General features: G+C 72.6%; 15 protein-coding genes. 2 read left to right on the top strand and 13 right to left on the bottom strand.

The features are described from left to right. Nucleotides 1-16: 16 nt before the first annotated feature. From IG62_RS0135920 to IG62_RS0135885, 8 genes are all read right to left on the bottom strand, one after another. Nucleotides 17-661 carry a LysE family translocator gene (locus IG62_RS0135920; RefSeq protein WP_030813588.1) on the bottom strand — a complete coding sequence of 215 codons (645 nt, stop codon included), beginning with the start codon at nt 659-661 and terminating at the stop codon, nt 17-19. Between the two features lie 75 nt (nt 662-736). Then, nucleotides 737-1,294, bottom strand: coding sequence for a DUF4232 domain-containing protein (locus tag IG62_RS0135915; protein WP_234326884.1), 558 nt, complete (start codon nt 1,292-1,294; stop codon nt 737-739). Between the two features lie 228 nt (nt 1,295-1,522). Beyond that, nucleotides 1,523-1,654 carry a hypothetical protein gene (locus IG62_RS49720; RefSeq protein ID WP_267887937.1) on the bottom strand — a complete coding sequence of 44 codons (132 nt, stop codon included), beginning with the start codon at nt 1,652-1,654 and terminating at the stop codon, nt 1,523-1,525. A gap of 78 nt (nt 1,655-1,732) precedes the next feature. Continuing rightward, a complete protein-coding gene (gene mgtA / locus IG62_RS0135905; RefSeq protein WP_030813584.1) occupies nt 1,733-4,399 on the bottom strand; it encodes a magnesium-translocating P-type ATPase in 2,667 nt (888 codons plus the stop codon). A 6-nt stretch (nt 4,400-4,405) separates the two neighbouring features. Then, the gene (locus tag IG62_RS0135900) at nt 4,406-4,783 is read right to left on the bottom strand and encodes an ArsR/SmtB family transcription factor (protein WP_030813582.1); all 378 of its coding nucleotides are present in this window, start codon (nt 4,781-4,783) and stop codon (nt 4,406-4,408) included. A 110-nt stretch (nt 4,784-4,893) separates the two neighbouring features. Then, complete coding sequence (locus IG62_RS0135895) at nt 4,894-5,823, bottom strand: hypothetical protein (RefSeq protein ID WP_030813580.1); 930 nt, start codon at nt 5,821-5,823, stop codon at nt 4,894-4,896. A 60-nt stretch (nt 5,824-5,883) separates the two neighbouring features. Continuing rightward, nucleotides 5,884-7,059, bottom strand: coding sequence for a DUF2306 domain-containing protein (locus IG62_RS0135890; RefSeq protein ID WP_051799080.1), 1,176 nt, complete (start codon nt 7,057-7,059; stop codon nt 5,884-5,886). A gap of 131 nt (nt 7,060-7,190) precedes the next feature. Beyond that, complete coding sequence (locus IG62_RS0135885; RefSeq protein ID WP_030813574.1) at nt 7,191-7,706, bottom strand: PadR family transcriptional regulator; 516 nt, start codon at nt 7,704-7,706, stop codon at nt 7,191-7,193. Between the two features lie 86 nt (nt 7,707-7,792). Here IG62_RS0135885 and IG62_RS0135880 point away from each other — a divergent pair, with 86 nt between their 5' ends. After that, on the top strand, nt 7,793-8,797 hold the full coding sequence (locus tag IG62_RS0135880) for an Lrp/AsnC family transcriptional regulator (protein ID WP_030813570.1): 1,005 nt from the start codon (nt 7,793-7,795) through the stop codon (nt 8,795-8,797). Nucleotides 8,798-8,850: 53 nt separating this feature from the next. On the opposite strand, the gene IG62_RS0135875 is transcribed toward IG62_RS0135880, so the two are convergent. The 5 genes from IG62_RS0135875 to IG62_RS0135855 form a co-directional block, all read right to left on the bottom strand. Beyond that, nucleotides 8,851-10,686 carry a M28 family metallopeptidase gene (locus tag IG62_RS0135875; protein WP_234326883.1) on the bottom strand — a complete coding sequence of 612 codons (1,836 nt, stop codon included), beginning with the start codon at nt 10,684-10,686 and terminating at the stop codon, nt 8,851-8,853. A 516-nt stretch (nt 10,687-11,202) separates the two neighbouring features. Continuing rightward, nucleotides 11,203-11,679 (bottom strand): SRPBCC family protein, encoded by a 477-nt coding sequence (locus IG62_RS0135870; protein WP_030813564.1) that lies wholly within the window; start codon nt 11,677-11,679, stop codon nt 11,203-11,205. A 192-nt stretch (nt 11,680-11,871) separates the two neighbouring features. Further along, the gene (locus tag IG62_RS0135865) at nt 11,872-12,729 is read right to left on the bottom strand and encodes an RNA polymerase sigma factor SigF (protein WP_030813561.1); all 858 of its coding nucleotides are present in this window, start codon (nt 12,727-12,729) and stop codon (nt 11,872-11,874) included. Between the two features lie 473 nt (nt 12,730-13,202). Continuing rightward, nucleotides 13,203-13,604, bottom strand: a complete 402-nt coding sequence (locus IG62_RS0135860; RefSeq protein ID WP_107053108.1) for a DUF2267 domain-containing protein — start codon at nt 13,602-13,604, stop codon at nt 13,203-13,205. A 236-nt stretch (nt 13,605-13,840) separates the two neighbouring features. Next, nucleotides 13,841-14,251: an Hsp20/alpha crystallin family protein gene (locus tag IG62_RS0135855; RefSeq protein ID WP_030813555.1), complete on the bottom strand. Its 411-nt coding sequence runs from the start codon at nt 14,249-14,251 to the stop codon at nt 13,841-13,843. Between the two features lie 663 nt (nt 14,252-14,914). Between IG62_RS0135855 and IG62_RS0135850 the strand changes: the two genes are divergently transcribed. Then, nucleotides 14,915-16,315 (top strand): sensor histidine kinase (locus IG62_RS0135850; RefSeq protein ID WP_234326882.1); only part of this gene is annotated, 1,401 nt, incomplete at its 3' end.

Here is a 16,315-nt window from a genome sequence, read left to right as displayed (position 1 = left end):
CGGCACCGGGCGCCGGTCAGTCCGCGCGTCCGGTCGCCGCGACCGTCACCCCGAGGCCGATCATCGCGAAGCCCCCCGCGCCGCCGATCAGCGACAGCCGGCGCTCGGACCGGGCGAACCAGCTGCGGGCCGCCGAGGCGGTGAGCCCCCACACCGTGTCCGTGATCAGGCCGATGCCGATCGGCACCAGGCCCAGCACGAGCATCTGGGCGGGCAGCCCGCCCGCCGCGTGGTCCACGAACTGGGGGAGTACGGCCGCGAAGAAGACGATCCCCTTGGGGTTGGTGCAGCCGACGAGCACGCCGTCGGCGACCGTCCGCAGATCGCCGCGGGCCCGCGGCCCGGCCGGCCGCACGGCGGTGAGCTTCATGTCCTTGCGGTGACGGAACGCCTGCACGCCGAGGAGGACGAGGTAGGCCGCCCCGGCCAGCTTCACGGCCAGGAACACCGCGGCGGACCGTTCGACCAGCGCCCCGAGACCGAACGCCACCGCGGCCACCAGCAGGTACGAACCGAGCACATTGCCCAGGACCGTGGCCAGCGCGGTACGGCGGCCGTGCGCCAGGGCCCGGCCGATCACGAAGAGCACGCTCGGCCCCGGAATCACGATCACCAACAGCGACATCACCGCGAACGCCAGCAGCCGGTCGGCCGACACCATGTCCCTCACCTCGGCGGCCATTGAACCAGCCGGGCCCGGCCCCGCACGAGGCCCGGGGCCCTGGAAGATCCCGCGCTACTCGGCCGCTTCCTTGGGCGGGCTCATCCACACCGTGGTGTCGCAGACGTTCAGAAGAGAGCGCCGGCCGGACTCGTCCCGGGCGGTTATGGACCGCTGGGCGGGGTCGTGCGGTGCGGCCACCGTCGCCTCCACATTGCTGACCAAGCACTCGCCGGACGGGTCGCCGGGCTCGGAATCCTTGTACCGCAGGCCCGTCGTCACCGTGCCGCCGGCGCGCAGGTCGATGGGCGGCGGGACCGAGCCGCGCCCCTTGCCGTCAGCCAGGGGCCCCTTGCCGACGTGCACCTCGAAGAACGGATAGCCGCCGAAGACGCACGGCCGGGACGTCTTGTTGACGATCGTCAGGCGGGCGTTACGGTGCGTGCTGTGCGCCGGCTTCTTGAGCACGGTGAGCTTCCACCGCAGGCCCTTGGTGGTGCAGTTGGCGTGCAACGCCGCCATGCGCTGCGAACCGCAGCCGGTCAGGCCGAGACCGGCGGAGACGGTCAGTACGAGCGCGGCCGATGTCGCCGCGAGAAGTGAACGCCGCCGCACGGCTCCCCCATCCCTCACGAATTCGTTCCCTGCCGTGTAAGGAGGTGTTTGACGCGCGGTCGGTTGCTCGGGACCACGGTGGTCGTGAGGAAGATCTCTCCGGCGGCGTACTCCGTCCCGTCAGGGCGGGTTTCTCAGCGGGTCTTGAACGACTTGCGGAGGGCGGCCCGGTCCTCCCAGGAGTCCGCCGCGGGCCCCTTGGCCATGTCGGTGAAGAAGCCGTCGTGCCGGAGGAAGAAGTCGGCCTCACCCCGCCGAGCGCTCCCGGGCCTTCGGCCTCTGGGGCTCCATGGCCGGCATCGCCGCTTCCGCCGGCTTCACCACCGGCCTGCGGATCAGCATGGCCATCGGCGCGACCGCGTACCTGACGGCAGCCACCCTCGCCCTCTTCTGCATCCCCCGGCCGCGCCCGTCCCGCGCCGCCGGCGGAGCCGGTCCGGGCGCTCGCGGAGGGGTTCACGCGTAGCGCCGCCTCGCCGCGGTGAGGGTGGCGGCGTACAGGGTGAGGACCGCGGCGAGCAGCGCGTGGTACAGCGGCGGCGGGGCGGACATGTCCAGGGTGGCGGCCAGGGGGGACAGGGGGAGCAGGAGGCCGATGACGGCGAGGGCGGTGACGGCGAGGTGGACCGGGCCGATCGCGCGGCGTCCGGGGGCGGGCCGGCCGGTGCGCAGCAGCAGCATCATCATGGCCTGGGTCAGCAGGTTCTCGGTGAACCAGCCGGCGTGGAACACCGCCGGGCCGCCGGCGCCGTCCGTGAGGTGCACGGCGAGCGCCAGCACCCCGAAGGTGGCCAGGTCCGCGGCGGCGTTGAGGAGGCCGAAGGCGGTGATGTAGCGGAGCACGGCGCGCGGCCGCAGCACGGCCGGGCGGCGTGCCGCGGCGGGCGCGGGCCGGTCGTAGGCGTAGGCGAGCTGGGCCGCGTCGAAGCAGAGGTTCTGCACCAGGACCTGGGCGGGGAGCATCGGCAGGAACGGCAGCAGCAGGCCGGCGGCGAGCATCGCGAGGACGTTGCCCAGGTTGGAGGAGAGCGTGATCCGCAGATAGGCGGCGATGGTGCCGCTGCTGTGCCGGCCGGCGGTGAGCGCACGGTCGAGGGCGGTCAGGTCCTTGTCGGCCAGGACGACGTCGGCGCCCTCGCGGGCCACGGCCACCGCTCCCCGGGGGCAGATGCCCACGTCGGCGGTGAGCAGCGCCGGCAGGTCGTTCACGCCGTCGCCGAGGAAGCCGGTGGTCCGGCCGCTCTCGCGCAGCGCGGCCACGATCCGGGCCTTGTCCTGGGCGGTGCAGCGTGCCACGACGGTGGCCCGCTCGACGGCCGCGGCGAGCGCCGGCCCGTCGAGCGGCCCGAGCTGATCGGCCGTCAGCACCTCGCCGGGCTCCAGTCCGAGGTCGCGGCAGGCCCGGGCGGCGGTGCCGGGGTGGTCGCCGGTGAGCACCTTCACCGCCACCCCGCGCCGGGCGAGACCGGCGAGCGCGGCGCCGGCGGTGGGGGCGAGCACGTCGCGGAGGGCGACCCAGCCGAGGAAGGTGAGCCCCCGGACGTCCCGTTCGCCGTACGGGCCGGAACGCGCGGGGCGTTCGGCGTGCGCGACGGCGAGCAGCCGCAAGCCCCCGGCCGCCTCGGTGGCCGCGAGGTCGAGCAGCCGCCGGCGTGCCCCCTCGGTCAGTTCGGCCTCCGTACCGTCCAGCCGGACGCGCCCGCAGCGGCCCAGGACGTCCTCGACGGCGCCCTTGACGACGAGCGTGTGCCGGCCGTACGTCCCCGGGCGGCGGACGACGGCGGTGGCGATCCGGTGGGCCGGGTCGAACGGCAGCGCCGCGATCCCGTCGTAGCCGAGCGGATCCGCGCCGTACGCCGCCGAGGCGTCGAGGACCGCCTCGTCGAGGGAGTCCACAGCGGGCAGTTCGGCCAGTTCCAGGGTCCAGAAGCTGCCCACCGACGCCCAGTTGAGCACGTCCGGATCGTCGGCTCCCCGGGCGTCCACGGACCGCGCCACGACCGGCCGGTCCTGGGTCAGGGTGCCGGTCTTGTCCAGGCACAGCAGGTCGATCGCCCCGAGGTCGTGCAGTGCCGGGAGCCGTCTGACGATCACACCGCTGGTGCGGGCGAGTGCCGAGGCACCGCGCGCCAGCGTCGCCGTCACGATCACCGGCAGCATCTCCGGGGTGAGGCCCACCGCCACCGCGATCGCGAACGGCAGCGTCGTAAGGCCCCGTCCGCGCAGCGCGGCGTTCGCCATCAGCACCAGCGGCGGGGTCAGCAGCATGAAGCGGATCAGCGTCCAGGCGATGCCGTGCACCGAACGGTCGAAGGCGCTCCGGGACCGCCGCCGGGCCGGGCCGCGGTGCGCCGCCGCGAACCGGGTGTGCGCGCCGGTGGCGACGACCAGGGCCGTTGCGCTCCCGGAGGCCACGCTGCTGCCCTGGAAGCAGAGGTGGGGCGGCTCGGACGTCCCGTCGTCCGCATCGGGCGGAGCGTCGAGGGCGTACTTCGGTACCGGCGCGGACTCGCCGGTCAGCGCGGCCTGGTGCACGGTCAGCCCGCTGGCGCGCAGCAACCGGACATCCGCCGGTACCAGGTCACCGGGCCCGAGCCGGATCACATCACCGACGACGAGCTGGTCGACGGGGAGTTCGCGGACCACCGGCGCGGCGCCGTCGTCCGCGCGGCGCTGTACGGACGCGGTGGTGGCGACCAGTTCGCGCAGACCGGCCATCGCCCGGCCGGCCTGGTGCTCGCCGCCGGACCGCAGCAGGCAGCTCACCACGACCAGCACCATGATCACGCAGGCGGTGCCCCACGAGGCGACGGCCGCCGACACCAGCCCGAGACAGAGCAGCACCGCGGTGAACGGGTCCCGCAGACTGCCGACGAAGCGCCGCGGCCAGGAGACCGGCCGCCAGCCGGGAGCGACGTTCTCGCCGTCCCGGACCAGGCGCTCCCCGGCCTGCTCCGCGGTCAGTCCGCGCGGCCCGGCCGCCAGCCGGCGCAGCAGCTCCAGCGTCGTCAGCCGGGCCGGATCCGCACTGCTGTGGCCGGAACCCGGAGCGCCGTGGGCGCGTACGCCGGCCGCCCGCACAGGAGGGGGGCCGGCGCCCGGTGTCGCGGTGGTCTCGGGCACGTGGCCTCAGGCGCCGAAGGACCGCAGGTCCGCCGGGGCGCCCGCGGACCGTCCATCGCGCCGGGCGTCCAGCCGGTCGAACAACAGGCGCACCACCGCCACGACATCGGGGTCGTCGACGAAGTACACGACCCGGCGGCCCTCCCGGCGCGAGCGCACCAGACCGGCGAGCTTCAGCTTCGTCAGATGCTGGCTGACCGCCGGCAGGGCCCCGCCGATCCGCTCCGCGAGCCCGCTCACATCGCGTTCGCCCTGCGTCAGCGCCCACACGATGTGCAGCCGCGGGGGAGCGGCCAGCAGTCCGAACACCGCGGCCGCCTCGCCCAGCACCTCGGCGGACGGGTCGTCCACCGCGCCACCGTCACCCTTGCCGCGTCCGACCACTGCCGTCTCCGTCCCCCCGGTGGGACGCGGTGCCCGTCCCGACCGGGTCAGTGTAGGTGCCGCCGGTCAGGGGGCCGCGGCGACCTGGGCCGCCCCACCCGCGGTCCCGCTCACGGCCGGGGTGCCGGGCCGCGGCCCAGCAGACGGTGGCCGATGGTGCCCGCCACCAGCAACCCCGCGACCATGGTGACCAGGGACGGCGCGGGCCCCGACGACCAGTCGACCTCGCCGGCGCGCACCGCGAGGACGACGGCCACGGCGAGCGCGATACCGGGAAGGGCGAGCAGCGCCGGGCGGGTCCGCGTCAGGTCGTCCTCGGCCAGGGCCCCGAGGACGCCGACGCCGAGGGCGGTCCCCCAGACGCCGAGCGCCTGGGCGTCGGGCCGGTTCACCGCCCACGGCACGAAGTCCGCCCAGAACCGCGGGCTGACCAGCAGGCCCGTACCGATGCCGAACCACGCCGAGCCGAGCACGGCCAGGAACGGCTTCGACCACCCCGGCAGCGGGGCGCGGCGGGCCGCCGGCGGCCGGGCCGGCTTCAGGTACTGCCGGACGAGAGCGGCGAGCGCACACACGGCGAGCCCCCCGAGCACGGCGACCCAACCGAGGCTGAACAGCACCAGGACCACCGGACCGCCCGCGGCCGCCTGCAACCTGCCCGCATTGAGCAGGCTCACGGCGAACAGACCGACGAGCACCACGGCGAGCGGCAGGACCAGCGTGCGGACCTCCTCCCAGACCCGCGCCCGGCCCACGCTGAACAGCCCCGGCGCCACACCGACCATCGCCGCGCCGACCAGCGCGGGGCTCAGCGGCCCGGCCGACTTCCAGGCGCTGAACACCTGCCCGGTGAGACCGGCCACCGCGAGCAGCGCCCCGACCAGGACGCTGATCACGCCGACGGTGTACGCGAGCATCGTCACGCCCACGGTCAGTGCGCGGCCCTCGCCCGCCACGGCCGACGGCCCGTCAGTGGCCTGCCCCGCCTCCGCGGCCCGAGCGGCCTCGGCGCTGCCGGACGCGTCCGGTTCCTCAGCCATCCGCACTCCCTCTCCCTCCCCGGCTCGTCCCTCAACCGGCTTGCGCCGCATACGTGTTGGCTACGCCGGTGACGGGGCCCGGTGCGGGTGACGGGGCGCGGCCAGGCCCTCCCGCTTGACCAGCTCACGGGCGGACATGATCCGCAGACTGACCACCGTGGTCGCCGCGAACGCCAGCATGCCGCAGCCGATGGCCACCCCCGCGGACAGCGCGGTGCCCCGGTCCAGCGTCATGTACCGCTCGAACAGCAGCGCCGCGCCCACCGAGAGCACCGGCGCCAGGCACAGGGCGGCCAGATGCAGACGCCACTCCTCGCGCGCCCAGCTCCGGCCGTCCCGCCCCGCGCGCCGCTGGCGGACGAGCAGCACGGCGTAGGTCACGGCGTACGGGACCAGATACGCGACCAGCAGGCGCAGCCCTTCGGCGCCCCGGCCCAGGTACGACCGGACGATCCAGGCCAGCGCGGCCGCGCCGGCGAGATGCACCGCGGCGAGCACCGGCGTCGGCACCCACGTCCCCCGCACCCCGGGCACCGTCCCCCGCCGGTCCATCGCCCGCGAGGCGAGCAGCGCGCCGAACGCCACCACCGACCCGAGGTGCATCACCGCGACCCGGTTGATGTTCGCCATCGACAGCCCGGGAAGCAGCCACGGCAGCGCACCCCATTCGAGGCGCAGCAGCGGCGCGGTCATCAGGAAGCCGTAGCACAGCAGCAGCCACCGTTGGTGCAGGTCGGGGAAGCGCCCGAGGGCGGCGAAGATGCCGAACGTCACGCTGAGCACCGTGCCCACCAGGATGGTGGTGAGCACGATCCAGAACGCCGGCCCGCTGAACGCGTCCCGGGGCGCGGTGCGCAACAGATAGGCCGCGGCGCCCGCCATCGACGCGTACACGGTCAGCGCGAACACCACGCCCACCGCCCGGTGCAGCCGGATCCGCCGCCGCACCGCCGAGAGCAGCTGGACCGGGCCGAGCAGCATCAGCGCACCGCCCAGCACCGAGTGGACGATCAGCGCCACCAGGCTGCGCCCGTACGGGCCGAGCCGGTCCGCCACGGCCTCGGCGACATAGCGCGGTGACACCGCACGCGCCACCACCCATTCGCCGAACGCCGGTGCCCCGCGCTGCGCGTAGGGCCAGAGTTCGGTCATCGCGATCGGCGCGTAGCTCACGCAGACGGCCACCACGGCGATGGTGGCCACGCGGCGCCAGGCGACCCTCCTCGGACGGTTCACGGCGACTCCCTCGCTCCGGCCTGCCCCGCCGCAACCCCGCAACCCCGCGGCCCGCGGCGCCAATAGTCCTGTCTGGACTATCGAGAAGGTAAGGGCGATCCGTCACCGTGGTCAACGGTCGCGCGGCGGCCTCACTCCCCGCGCTGCTCCACCCACTGCCAGAAATCCACCACCATCCGCTCATAGCGGATGCCGAACTCCAGTGCCTCGCGCTGCCCGCGGGTCAGCAACTCGCCCATGCGCTCGGCGAGTTCCTCGTAGCCCGCGAGCGTGCGGTGGTGCTCGGCGAGCTGCACGGGCGCGAGCACCTCCGGCCGCGCCCCGAACCACAGCTTCAGAATGCCGCGTTCGCGCGCCTCGACGGGCACGAAGGCCGGGTCGGCGAGCCAGTCCGCCAGCGCCTTCCGGCCCGCGTCGGTCAGCCGCATCAGCCGCCGGTTCCGCCCGCCCGACTGCCGCACCTCCGACAGCAGCCCCGCCTCCACCAGCCGGTCGCACTGCGCGTACACCTGCGCATGCGGCATCGACCAGAACGGCGCGACCGTGCGCGCCGCCTCGACCTTCACGTCGTACGGACTGGCCTCGCCCAGCTTGTCGATGATGCCGAGCACGAGGAACGAGGGCGTGGTCAACCGGGCGACATCCATGCCGCGACCGTACCGGGTCACAGCGGCAGGGCGAGGCCTGGTCACCCTGGCCGCCCCGCCGGCGGAAGCTGGCACACTCGTCCTCCATGAAGACCGGAACCGGCACCCTGGACGACGTGGACCACGGGCTGGTGCATGCGCTGCAGATCGACGGGCGGGCGCCGTTCCGCCTCATCGGGGAGGCGCTCGGGGTGTCCGAGAGCACCGTCGCCCGCCGCTACCGCCGGCTGCGCTCCGCCGGGACCCTCCGCGTGGTCGGCACGCTCAACGGCGCCCGGCTCGGCCACCACGCCTGGACGATCCGGCTGCAGTGCACACCGGACGCGGCGGGGCCCCTCGCCACGGCGCTCGCCGCCCGCGCCGACACCTCGTACGTCCACCTGCTCTCCGGCGGAACCGAGATCTCGTGCAGCGCCCAGACAGCCACCGCCGACGAGAGCGAGGCCCTCCTCCTGCACAAGCTGCCCAGGACCGCCCGGGTCACCTCCGTATCCGCCCATCTCCTGCTGGACCACTACGCGTTGCCCAACGACTGGGCCGGCCCCGCACGCCTCACCCGCGAGCAGACGGCGCTGCTGGCACCGCCCGGACCGCTTGAGGACAGCGCCGAAGACGCGGCCGGGGACGCCGGGGTCCTGGTCGGGCCGGCCGACCGGCCGCTGTTCGACGTGCTGGCGCGGGACGGACGGGCCGGCTACCCCGAACTCGCGGCCGCCACGGGATGGTCCGAGTCGACCGCGCGCCGGCGGGTGGCCGCGCTGCGCCGGGCCGACGTGCTCACCTTCCTCGTCGACGTCCCGCCCGCCGCCCTCGGCTTCCGCGCCGAGGCGCGCCTGTGGATGTCCGTACGGCCGTCCCAACTCGTCGCGGTGGCCTCGGCGATGGCCGAGCACCCCGAGGTGTCCCTGGTGGCGCTGACCACCGGGCCGACGAATCTGCTCGCGGCCGTGAACTGCCGGGACTCCGTGGACCTCGCGCGGTATCTGACCGGGCGGATCGCCGCACTGGACGCGATTCGCTCGATCGAGACGGCTCCGGTCATCCGCACCGTGAAGCGGGCCGGCGCCCTGCTTCCCCGTCCCGCCCGCTGACATGCGCAGCGGGCGGGTATGGGTGGGTGGTGCTTCCGGGGGCCCGGAGGCCCTCAGGAGACCTGCAGGGACGTGTCGTCGAGGACGAAGCTGGTCTGGAGGCTGGTGTCCTCGGTGGCGGTGAAGGTGAGCGTGATCCGCTGCCCGATGTAGGGGCTGAGGTCCAGCGTGTGCTGGGCATAGCCGGGGGCCGCGTCGGTGTTGGACGAGCTCGTGAGGATCTTGTCACCGACCTTCACCCGGAAGGTGTCATAGGCGGTGTGGTCGGTCTCCGCGGTGTCGATGTGCAGCCAGTACGTCAGCGTCGCCTTGCTGCAGCCGGTGGGTACGGTCAGCGACTGGCTGAGGGTGTCGGTCGCGGTGTAGCCGTATCCGCCGAGCCAGGCGAACCGGCTGCCGCCGTGGGCGGACTGCCCCGCGTGCGCGCCGATCGTGCCGGTGTCGCCGGTCCAGGGCGAAGTCCCGTTCTCGAAGCCGCCGTTGGCGAGCAACTGCCCGGCGGTGCATCCTCCGGCGCCCTTGACCGTCAGCGAGAAGGACGTGGTGTGGCTGACCGATCCGGAGCCGGTGCCGGTGACCGTGAGGGGGTAGGTGCCGGGGGTGGTGGACGCCGCGGCGGCCACGGTCATCGTGGAGCTCGCACCGCTGGTCACCGAGCCGGGACTGAACGAGACGGTCACGCCTGCCGGAGCGCCCGACGCCGAGAGCGCCACCGTCTGGGTGGAACCGCTGGTGGTCTGTGTGGCGATCGTCGCGGTGAGGGACTCGCCCGGGGCGACGCTGCCGGAGGCCGGGGTGGCGGTCAGCGAGAAGTCGTTCGCGGGGGTGGAGCGGGCGACGGCGAGCTTCCAGAGCGTGGCCGCGATGCCGTCGACGCTGCGGTCGAGTCCGGTGGCGTTGATGTTGGCGGTGGTGTCACACGACTGGTGGTAGCAGGAGTCATAGGCGCGGTTGGCGGTGCCGCCCCACTTCGCCGCCTGCGCCGAGGTCTTCCGGGCGCCGGCGCCCATCGCGTATCCGGAGGTCGGGATGCCGGCCTGTTCGAAGGAGTAGTCGTCGGACCGGCCGGCCCCTTCGGTGTTCTCCTCGGGCTGGAGACCGAGCGAGTCCCAGTACGCCTTCATCGGCTGGGCGGCGGTGGAGGTGAGGTGGTTGATGAAGTAGCCGCCGTTGGGCGAGGCGATCATGTCGAAGTTGTAGTACGCCTTGATCCGGGACCGCTCGGCGGAGGAGAGCGAACCGACGTAGAAGTCCGAGCCGTTGAGGCCCTGCTCCTCGTCCGTCCACCAGGCGAAACGGGCCCGGGCCGCCATCGCGGGGTGGCGTTCCGCGAGGGTGAGGGCGGTCTCCAGGAGGGCCGCCGAGCCGGAGCCGTTGTCGTTGATGCCGGGCCCGGCCCCGACGCTGTCGAGGTGCGAGCCGAACATGTACACCGACGAGGTGTCCCCCTGGGGCCACTCGGCGATCAGGTTGGGCCCGGCCCCACTGGCGCAGCCGGAGGTGCAGGGCTGCTCGGTGACGGTGTAACCGGCCGCCTGCAGACGGCCCTTGACGTAGGCGACGGAGTCCCGGTAGCCCTGACCGCTGGATTTACGGGTGCCGCCGTTGCGGTTCGCGATGGCGTTGAGCTCGCTCAGATGCGCCTGGACCTTGGTGACGTCGATGTCGGGGGCGTCGTCGGTGGCGAGAGCACCAAGGGCGGGCGCGGGGACTGAGGCGGGGGAGGTGGGGGAAGTGGGAGAGGCGGCGGTGATGACTTGTGCTGCCGGGAGGGGTGCGACGGGTGTGAGGAGTGCGATGGGTGCGGCGGAGACGGGGGCTGCGGTGAGCAGGGCGGCTGCGAGGGTGACGGCGAGGGAGGCGCCGGTCACCGCGAATCTTCGTAACACCAGGGCTCCTTGAGGGGGTGGGTGAGGGGTTGGCCGGAGGCATGGGGGATGCGCCGTGCCCGTTCGGGCGGCGGGTTGCCCAGTGGGGGATGGGCATGTCCATGCCCTGCATGGCGGCCGTACCATCACACCGCCGACGCCCTGACGTCAACGGATGTCCCGCGGCGGAGCAGTGTTTGTCGGAAAACAGCAGGCGATGCCCGATATCCGGGCACTTTTCGGGGGGCGGCGGGGCGGCGGAGCGGCGGGGCGCCGGAGCGGAGGTCCTGGCTCTGGAGTGCTGGGGTGTCAGAGCTCCGGAGGGCCGGAGGGCCGAGGCGCAGAAGCGCCGAAATCCGGAACGCAGAAAGGCCTCAGCGTCGATATCTGGAGCGCAGAAAGGCCGGAGCCCAGAAACGCTGGAACGCAGAAAGGCCGGAGCCCCGAAACGCCGGAGTCCCGAAACGCCGGAGTCCCGAAACGCCGGAGGGGCGGTCGCTGCCGCCCCTCCGGGAATGTTCGTTTTTTCGTGCCGCGTCAGCCGACGGGTCCGGAGCCGCCCGGCCGGATACGGCCGCGCCATGCGCCGGTCTCCCTCTCACGCTGCTCGATGTACTTCTTGAAGCGCTGCAGATCGCCCTTGGTGCGATGGTCGATCAGCCCGACCATGTCCGCGGTCTTCTCCGCGGTCCCGGTCGGCTCGACCTCCATCACGAGCTGCACCCGCGTGTGGCTGTCATCCAGGCGCTGGAAGCTGACCACACCCCTCTGCCGGGTGTCGCCGCCGGTGGTTCGCCAGGCGATCCGCTCGTCCGGGAGCTGGTCGATGATCTCGGTGTCGAATTCCCGCCGGATGCCACCGATCTTGGTGGTCCAGTGGTTATGGCGGTCGTCGAGTTGCTTGATCTCCTCGACGCCCTCCATGAATTGGGGGAACTCCTCGAACTGCGTCCACTGGTTGTAGACGGTGCGGACCGGGACCTCGACGTCTACCGTCTCCTTCACCGTGCTCATGTCCACTCCTCCTCAGTGGTGGCGAATTCCATTTCGCCGACCCGGCGTGCGTAGTCCGCACCGGTCCGGCGCTCCACCGGGTACCCGGCTCCACCGCCCCTATCCATGACGGTGGAGGATTTCGCGGATTTGAGGGTTCCCGATGGGGCCGAGCTTTCGGAGGGGCCGGGAGGAGGGAAGCGCCGGCCGGCGTCAGCGATCGGTGAGCATGCCGGTGCGTAGCCGGGAAAGAATGCGGGACAGCAGCCGCGAGACGTGCATCTGGGAGACGCCGAGTTCCGCGCCGATCTCCGACTGGGTCAATTCCTGTCCGAACCGCAGCTCGATCAGTCGGCGTTCACGGTCGTCGAGCGTCTGCAGCAGCGGTGCCAGGGTGTGGAGGTCCTCGACCGTCTCCAGGCCCGGGTCCTCCTCCCCGAGGACATCGGCCAGCGGGCGGCGCTGGTCGGCGGGATCGGGGTCGGTGGGGGTATCGAGCGAGCCCGCGGTGTAGCCATTGGCGGCCACCAGGCCCTCGATGACCTCCTCTTCGGACAGGCCGAGGTGACCGGCGAGTTCACGGACGGTGGGTTCCCGGTCGAGGTCGTTGTGCAACTGCTCCTTCGCCTTGGCCAGTTCGCTGCGCAGCTCCTGGAGACGGCGGGGGACGTGCACGGCCCACCCGGTGTCGCGGAAGAAACGCTTGATCTCCCCGAGGATGTAGGGGACGGCGAAGGTGGAGAATTCGACCCCACGGGCGAGGTCGAAACGGTCGATCGCCTTGATCAGTCCGATGGTGCCGACCTGGATGATGTCTTCCATGTCGTCACCACGGCTGCGGTAACGGCGGGCCACATAGCGCACCATCGACATGTTCATCTCGATGAGCGTGTTGCGGACGTATTGGTACTCGTGCGTGCCCTCTTCGTATTCCTGGAGCCGCGCGAAGAACAGCTTGGAGAATTCGCGTGCGTCACTGGGGGCCACCGCGCTCGGGCACGGCACCTCCGGCAGATCCGCGGTCAGTTCGGTGTGCTGCTCGGTTGCGGTGTCATTCACGACGGTGGTCATCACGCCCTCCTGCGCGCCCGACAGGCTCGGGCGCCGCAGCGGCCGCCTACCCGGAGGAACAAAAGTCATGCGTCCTTTCCGATCTGGCGCCACGTCACACGCCAACAACAGGGAGCCCCGGACCGTCCAAGACACCGCCGGTACGGGCCCCGGGGTCGGGCGAGAGGCCACCGGTGTGGGCCCCAGGTCGGGTGGCGAGAAGCCGACGGTGGGGGCCCGGGTGGCTTCGGGGTCGGTCAGATCACTTGGACGTCTCCAGCCGTGCGCGGGAATACCGTCCCCCGCCCCCACGTTGTGGCCTGCAAGGGGCGCGTCCGACCCCTACGGGATCTGTTCGCCCAACCCCTACGGGTATCCCCAATAACCTCTAGCGTCTCCCCAACCCCTACGGGTCTCCCCACGCTCTACGGGCCCCCGAGCCGCCACACCAAGCCACCGGGTTCAGGCCAGCCACGGCTCCAGGCCGCCGAGGTTCAAGCCGCCCGGGTGAGTTCGGCGCGGCCGAAGAGGAGTGCGTATCCGGAGGGGAGCTGGGCGAGTACGCGGGTGAGGAGCTCGGGGCCGGCGAGCTGGGCCACGGTGTTGAGGACCGCGCCGGTGTCCCAGCGGGTGGTGGCCGCGGTGCCGCCGGTGCGGGCGGCGAGGTCCTTCACGAAGCCCCAGCCGGTGAGGCGTTCGCCGTCGTTGCAGGGAATCTCGGCGGTGAACGCCAGGGCCGCCTCGACAGGCAACCGGGCCGCGAGCTCGACGCGTTCCTCACCGGTGAGCTGCCGCCCGAGTGCCGCCAGCACGGCGCGTACGACTTCCTCCGCTCGTTCCCGGGTGGGGTACGCCCCTTCGTACCGGACCCGTTCCAGCATCTGGTCGAACGTCATGCCCGGTGCGGGCCGACCCGTTTCAGGCTGGGTGTACATCGGTTACGCGGTCGCCTTTCTCGTCAACTCGTCAACGGGGATTCTTGGCGGTCACATGACCGGTCGCGGGGGCCGGCCACGGCCGCGATGGAGGGAAGGGCCGATCGAACGGGTCGAACTGATCGAACCGATCGCGCCGTGCGCGCCGGGGACTTCGCCCAGTAGCTCAGTCGGTGGGCTGTCGCTGCCCCGTACCCTTACTGCTCACCGATGGTGATCTTGCGGGCCTCGGTGCGCTCGGTGATCGGGATGCGCAGGGTCAGCACACCGGCGTCGTAGGCGGCCGTGATGTGCTCGGTGTCGAGGGTGTCGCCCAGGACGATCTGCCGGGAGGAGACGCCCAGCGGGCGTTCGCTCAGGTGCATCCGCACGTCGTCCGTCTCGGCGGCCGGTCGGCGTTCGGCCTTGACGGTCAGCACGTTCCGCCGGACGTCGATGTCGATCGCGTCGGGGGAGACGCCCGGCAGATCGAGCGCGATCACGAACTCCCCGCCAGCGCGGTAGGCGTCCATCGGTATCGGGGAGGGCCTCGACCAGGTGCCGGAAACGCCCAGCAGCGCCTGGGTGAACCGGTCGAGCGGGAGGCACGGGTCGGTGCGCATCAACATCGTGAAACACCTCCAGTGGCTTCGGGCGGCAGTGCCTGCCAATGCGCGTCACCTGCCCTCAGTTGTAGCATGTCGTCGACTCGTTGACAACTGTCATGTCGTCCAAAGGGTGACAGAGCCGATCGAGACGACCTCCGATCCACCGTCGCCCCCCGCCCCCTCGCCATCGGCAGTCCTCCGCCGCCCTCCACCGCCCTCCGGCGTCACCCGCGAGGGTGAGAAGCGGATTCGTCGGCCTCCCGGCAACTGCCGTCCAGTGCAACGGGGCAGGCTGAGGAGCGGAGTCTTCGTGTGACGGGAGCGGAGTCTTCGTGTGACGACACGCCGGGTCGGTCACCGGCGCGCGGAAGGTCGGTGCGCGCCGGTAGTGAGCCTCGGTGGGGGTGCCTGAGAGGGGTCAACTCACCGTTTGTGGACGGGAGTTCGGATTGACTCGCACTGGCGTGCGCGCGACCTCCACTCAAGGAGGTGGCGCGGGGTAGCGAAACCTCGAAGTAGGCCCGAACCCCACCCCCGCAACAACTAGCGTGCGTGCTCCGCGAACTGCCAACGGCCGATCCGGAGGGCGCCGTGCCTACTGCATTCCCCCAGGGGACCCAGACGTCCCAGGAGGCTCCAAGATCCCCAGGGGCCCAGGGCTCCTCAGGGCCCGCCCCCGTACCCGTGGCCGCTCCGGCACCCGTCGCCGCCCGGCGCCGCGAGCGCGAGGGCGGACGGCACGGCCGGGCCTCCTTCCCGGAGTCGGCCGCCGACTCGGCGATACGGTCCCGCCTGGTCCGGCTCGCCGCCGTACCCTGCCTCCTCGTCGCCGTCATCTGCACCGCCGTCGCCGCCTTCGTCGTCCAGGCCGGCGGAGCGAGGCTCACCGGACGCGAATGGGTGGTCCTCGCCGGCGGCCTCGTCGTGGTCTGCGTCATCGTGCTCACCGCGGGCGCCGCCGCCAACTCCGAGGCCCGCGCGGCCGTCGCGCGCTACGCCCGGCTGCGCCAGGTCTGCGCCCGCAGCCAGTCCGACCTCTACGACCTGCTGGACCGGGTCCGCCAGGGCGAATGGCTCCCGCGCCGGGAACCGGAGAACGGCCCCGAGCCCACCGGCGACACCCTCGACCTGCTCGCCCACGAAGTCGCCGCCGCCGGCCGGGCCGCCGAGTCCGCCGTCATCGACGCGGTCGCCATCGCCCGCAGCAACGCCAGCGGCAGCGAGCAGAAGGTCGAGGTCTTCGTCAACCTCGCCCGCCGGCTGCAGTCCCTCGTCCACCGCGAGATCGAGCTGCTCGACGAACTGGAGAACCAGGTCGAGGACCCCGACCTGCTCAAGGGCCTCTTCCACGTCGACCACCTCGCCACCCGCATCCGCCGGCACGCCGAGAACCTCGCCGTCCTCGGTGGCGCGATCTCCCGCCGTCAGTGGAGCCGCCCGGTCTCCATGACCGAGGTGCTCCGCTCCTCGATCGCCGAGGTCGAGCAGTACCCCCGCATCAAGCTCGTGCCGCCGATCGAGGGCACCCTGCGCGGCCACGCCGTCGCCGACGTCATCCACCTGCTCGCCGAACTCGTCGAGAACGCCACCATCTACTCCGCTCCGCAGACCCCCGTACTGCTGCGCGCCCAGCTCGTCACCGCCGGCCTCGCGGTCGAGGTCGAGGACCGCGGCCTGGGCATGTCGGCGGACGAGCAGAGCCGGATGAACGCCCTCCTCGCCGACCCCGACCACATCGACGTGGCCGAGCTGCTGAGCGACGGCCGGATCGGGCTCTTCGTCGTCTCCTCGCTGGCCCGGCGGCACGGCATCGTCGTCCGGCTGCAGAGCAACATCTACGGCGGCGTCCAGGCGGTGCTGATCGTCCCGCAGGCGCTGCTCGGCGCGGAATCCGCCGGGGAGGCGGACGGCGCGGCCGGCCCGCGGGCCGCCGTCTCACCGGACAGCGACCCCGCCCGCGCCCACGGGGGCTACGACCTCTACGACACCTACGACCCCGGCGAGGACGCGGCGGACGGCGGCCGGGACCTCGGATACGACCGCCACGCGCCGCATGCCCCCCACACCCCCCACACCCCCCACGCT

Source organism: Streptomyces sp. NRRL S-337 (assembly GCF_000720175.1).
Classification (GTDB): Bacteria; Actinomycetota; Actinomycetes; order Streptomycetales; family Streptomycetaceae; genus Streptomyces; species Streptomyces siderophoricus.
This window is presented reverse-complemented; position numbering and strand designations above follow the sequence as displayed.

Coding starts and splice junctions, on each gene's coding strand:
- IG62_RS0135920 (WP_030813588.1), bottom strand. CDS start 661: ATGGTGTCGGCCGACCGGCTGCTGGCGTTCGCGGTGATGTCGCTGTTG.
- IG62_RS0135895 (WP_030813580.1), bottom strand. CDS start 5,823: ATGGCTGAGGAACCGGACGCGTCCGGCAGCGCCGAGGCCGCTCGGGCC.
- IG62_RS0135885 (WP_030813574.1), bottom strand. CDS start 7,706: ATGGATGTCGCCCGGTTGACCACGCCCTCGTTCCTCGTGCTCGGCATC.
- IG62_RS0135880 (WP_030813570.1), top strand. CDS start 7,793: ATGAAGACCGGAACCGGCACCCTGGACGACGTGGACCACGGGCTGGTG.
- IG62_RS0135870 (WP_030813564.1), bottom strand. CDS start 11,679: ATGAGCACGGTGAAGGAGACGGTAGACGTCGAGGTCCCGGTCCGCACC.
- IG62_RS0135865 (WP_030813561.1), bottom strand. CDS start 12,729: ATGACCACCGTCGTGAATGACACCGCAACCGAGCAGCACACCGAACTG.
- IG62_RS0135860 (WP_107053108.1), bottom strand. CDS start 13,604: ATGACGTTCGACCAGATGCTGGAACGGGTCCGGTACGAAGGGGCGTAC.
- IG62_RS0135855 (WP_030813555.1), bottom strand. CDS start 14,251: ATGTTGATGCGCACCGACCCGTGCCTCCCGCTCGACCGGTTCACCCAG.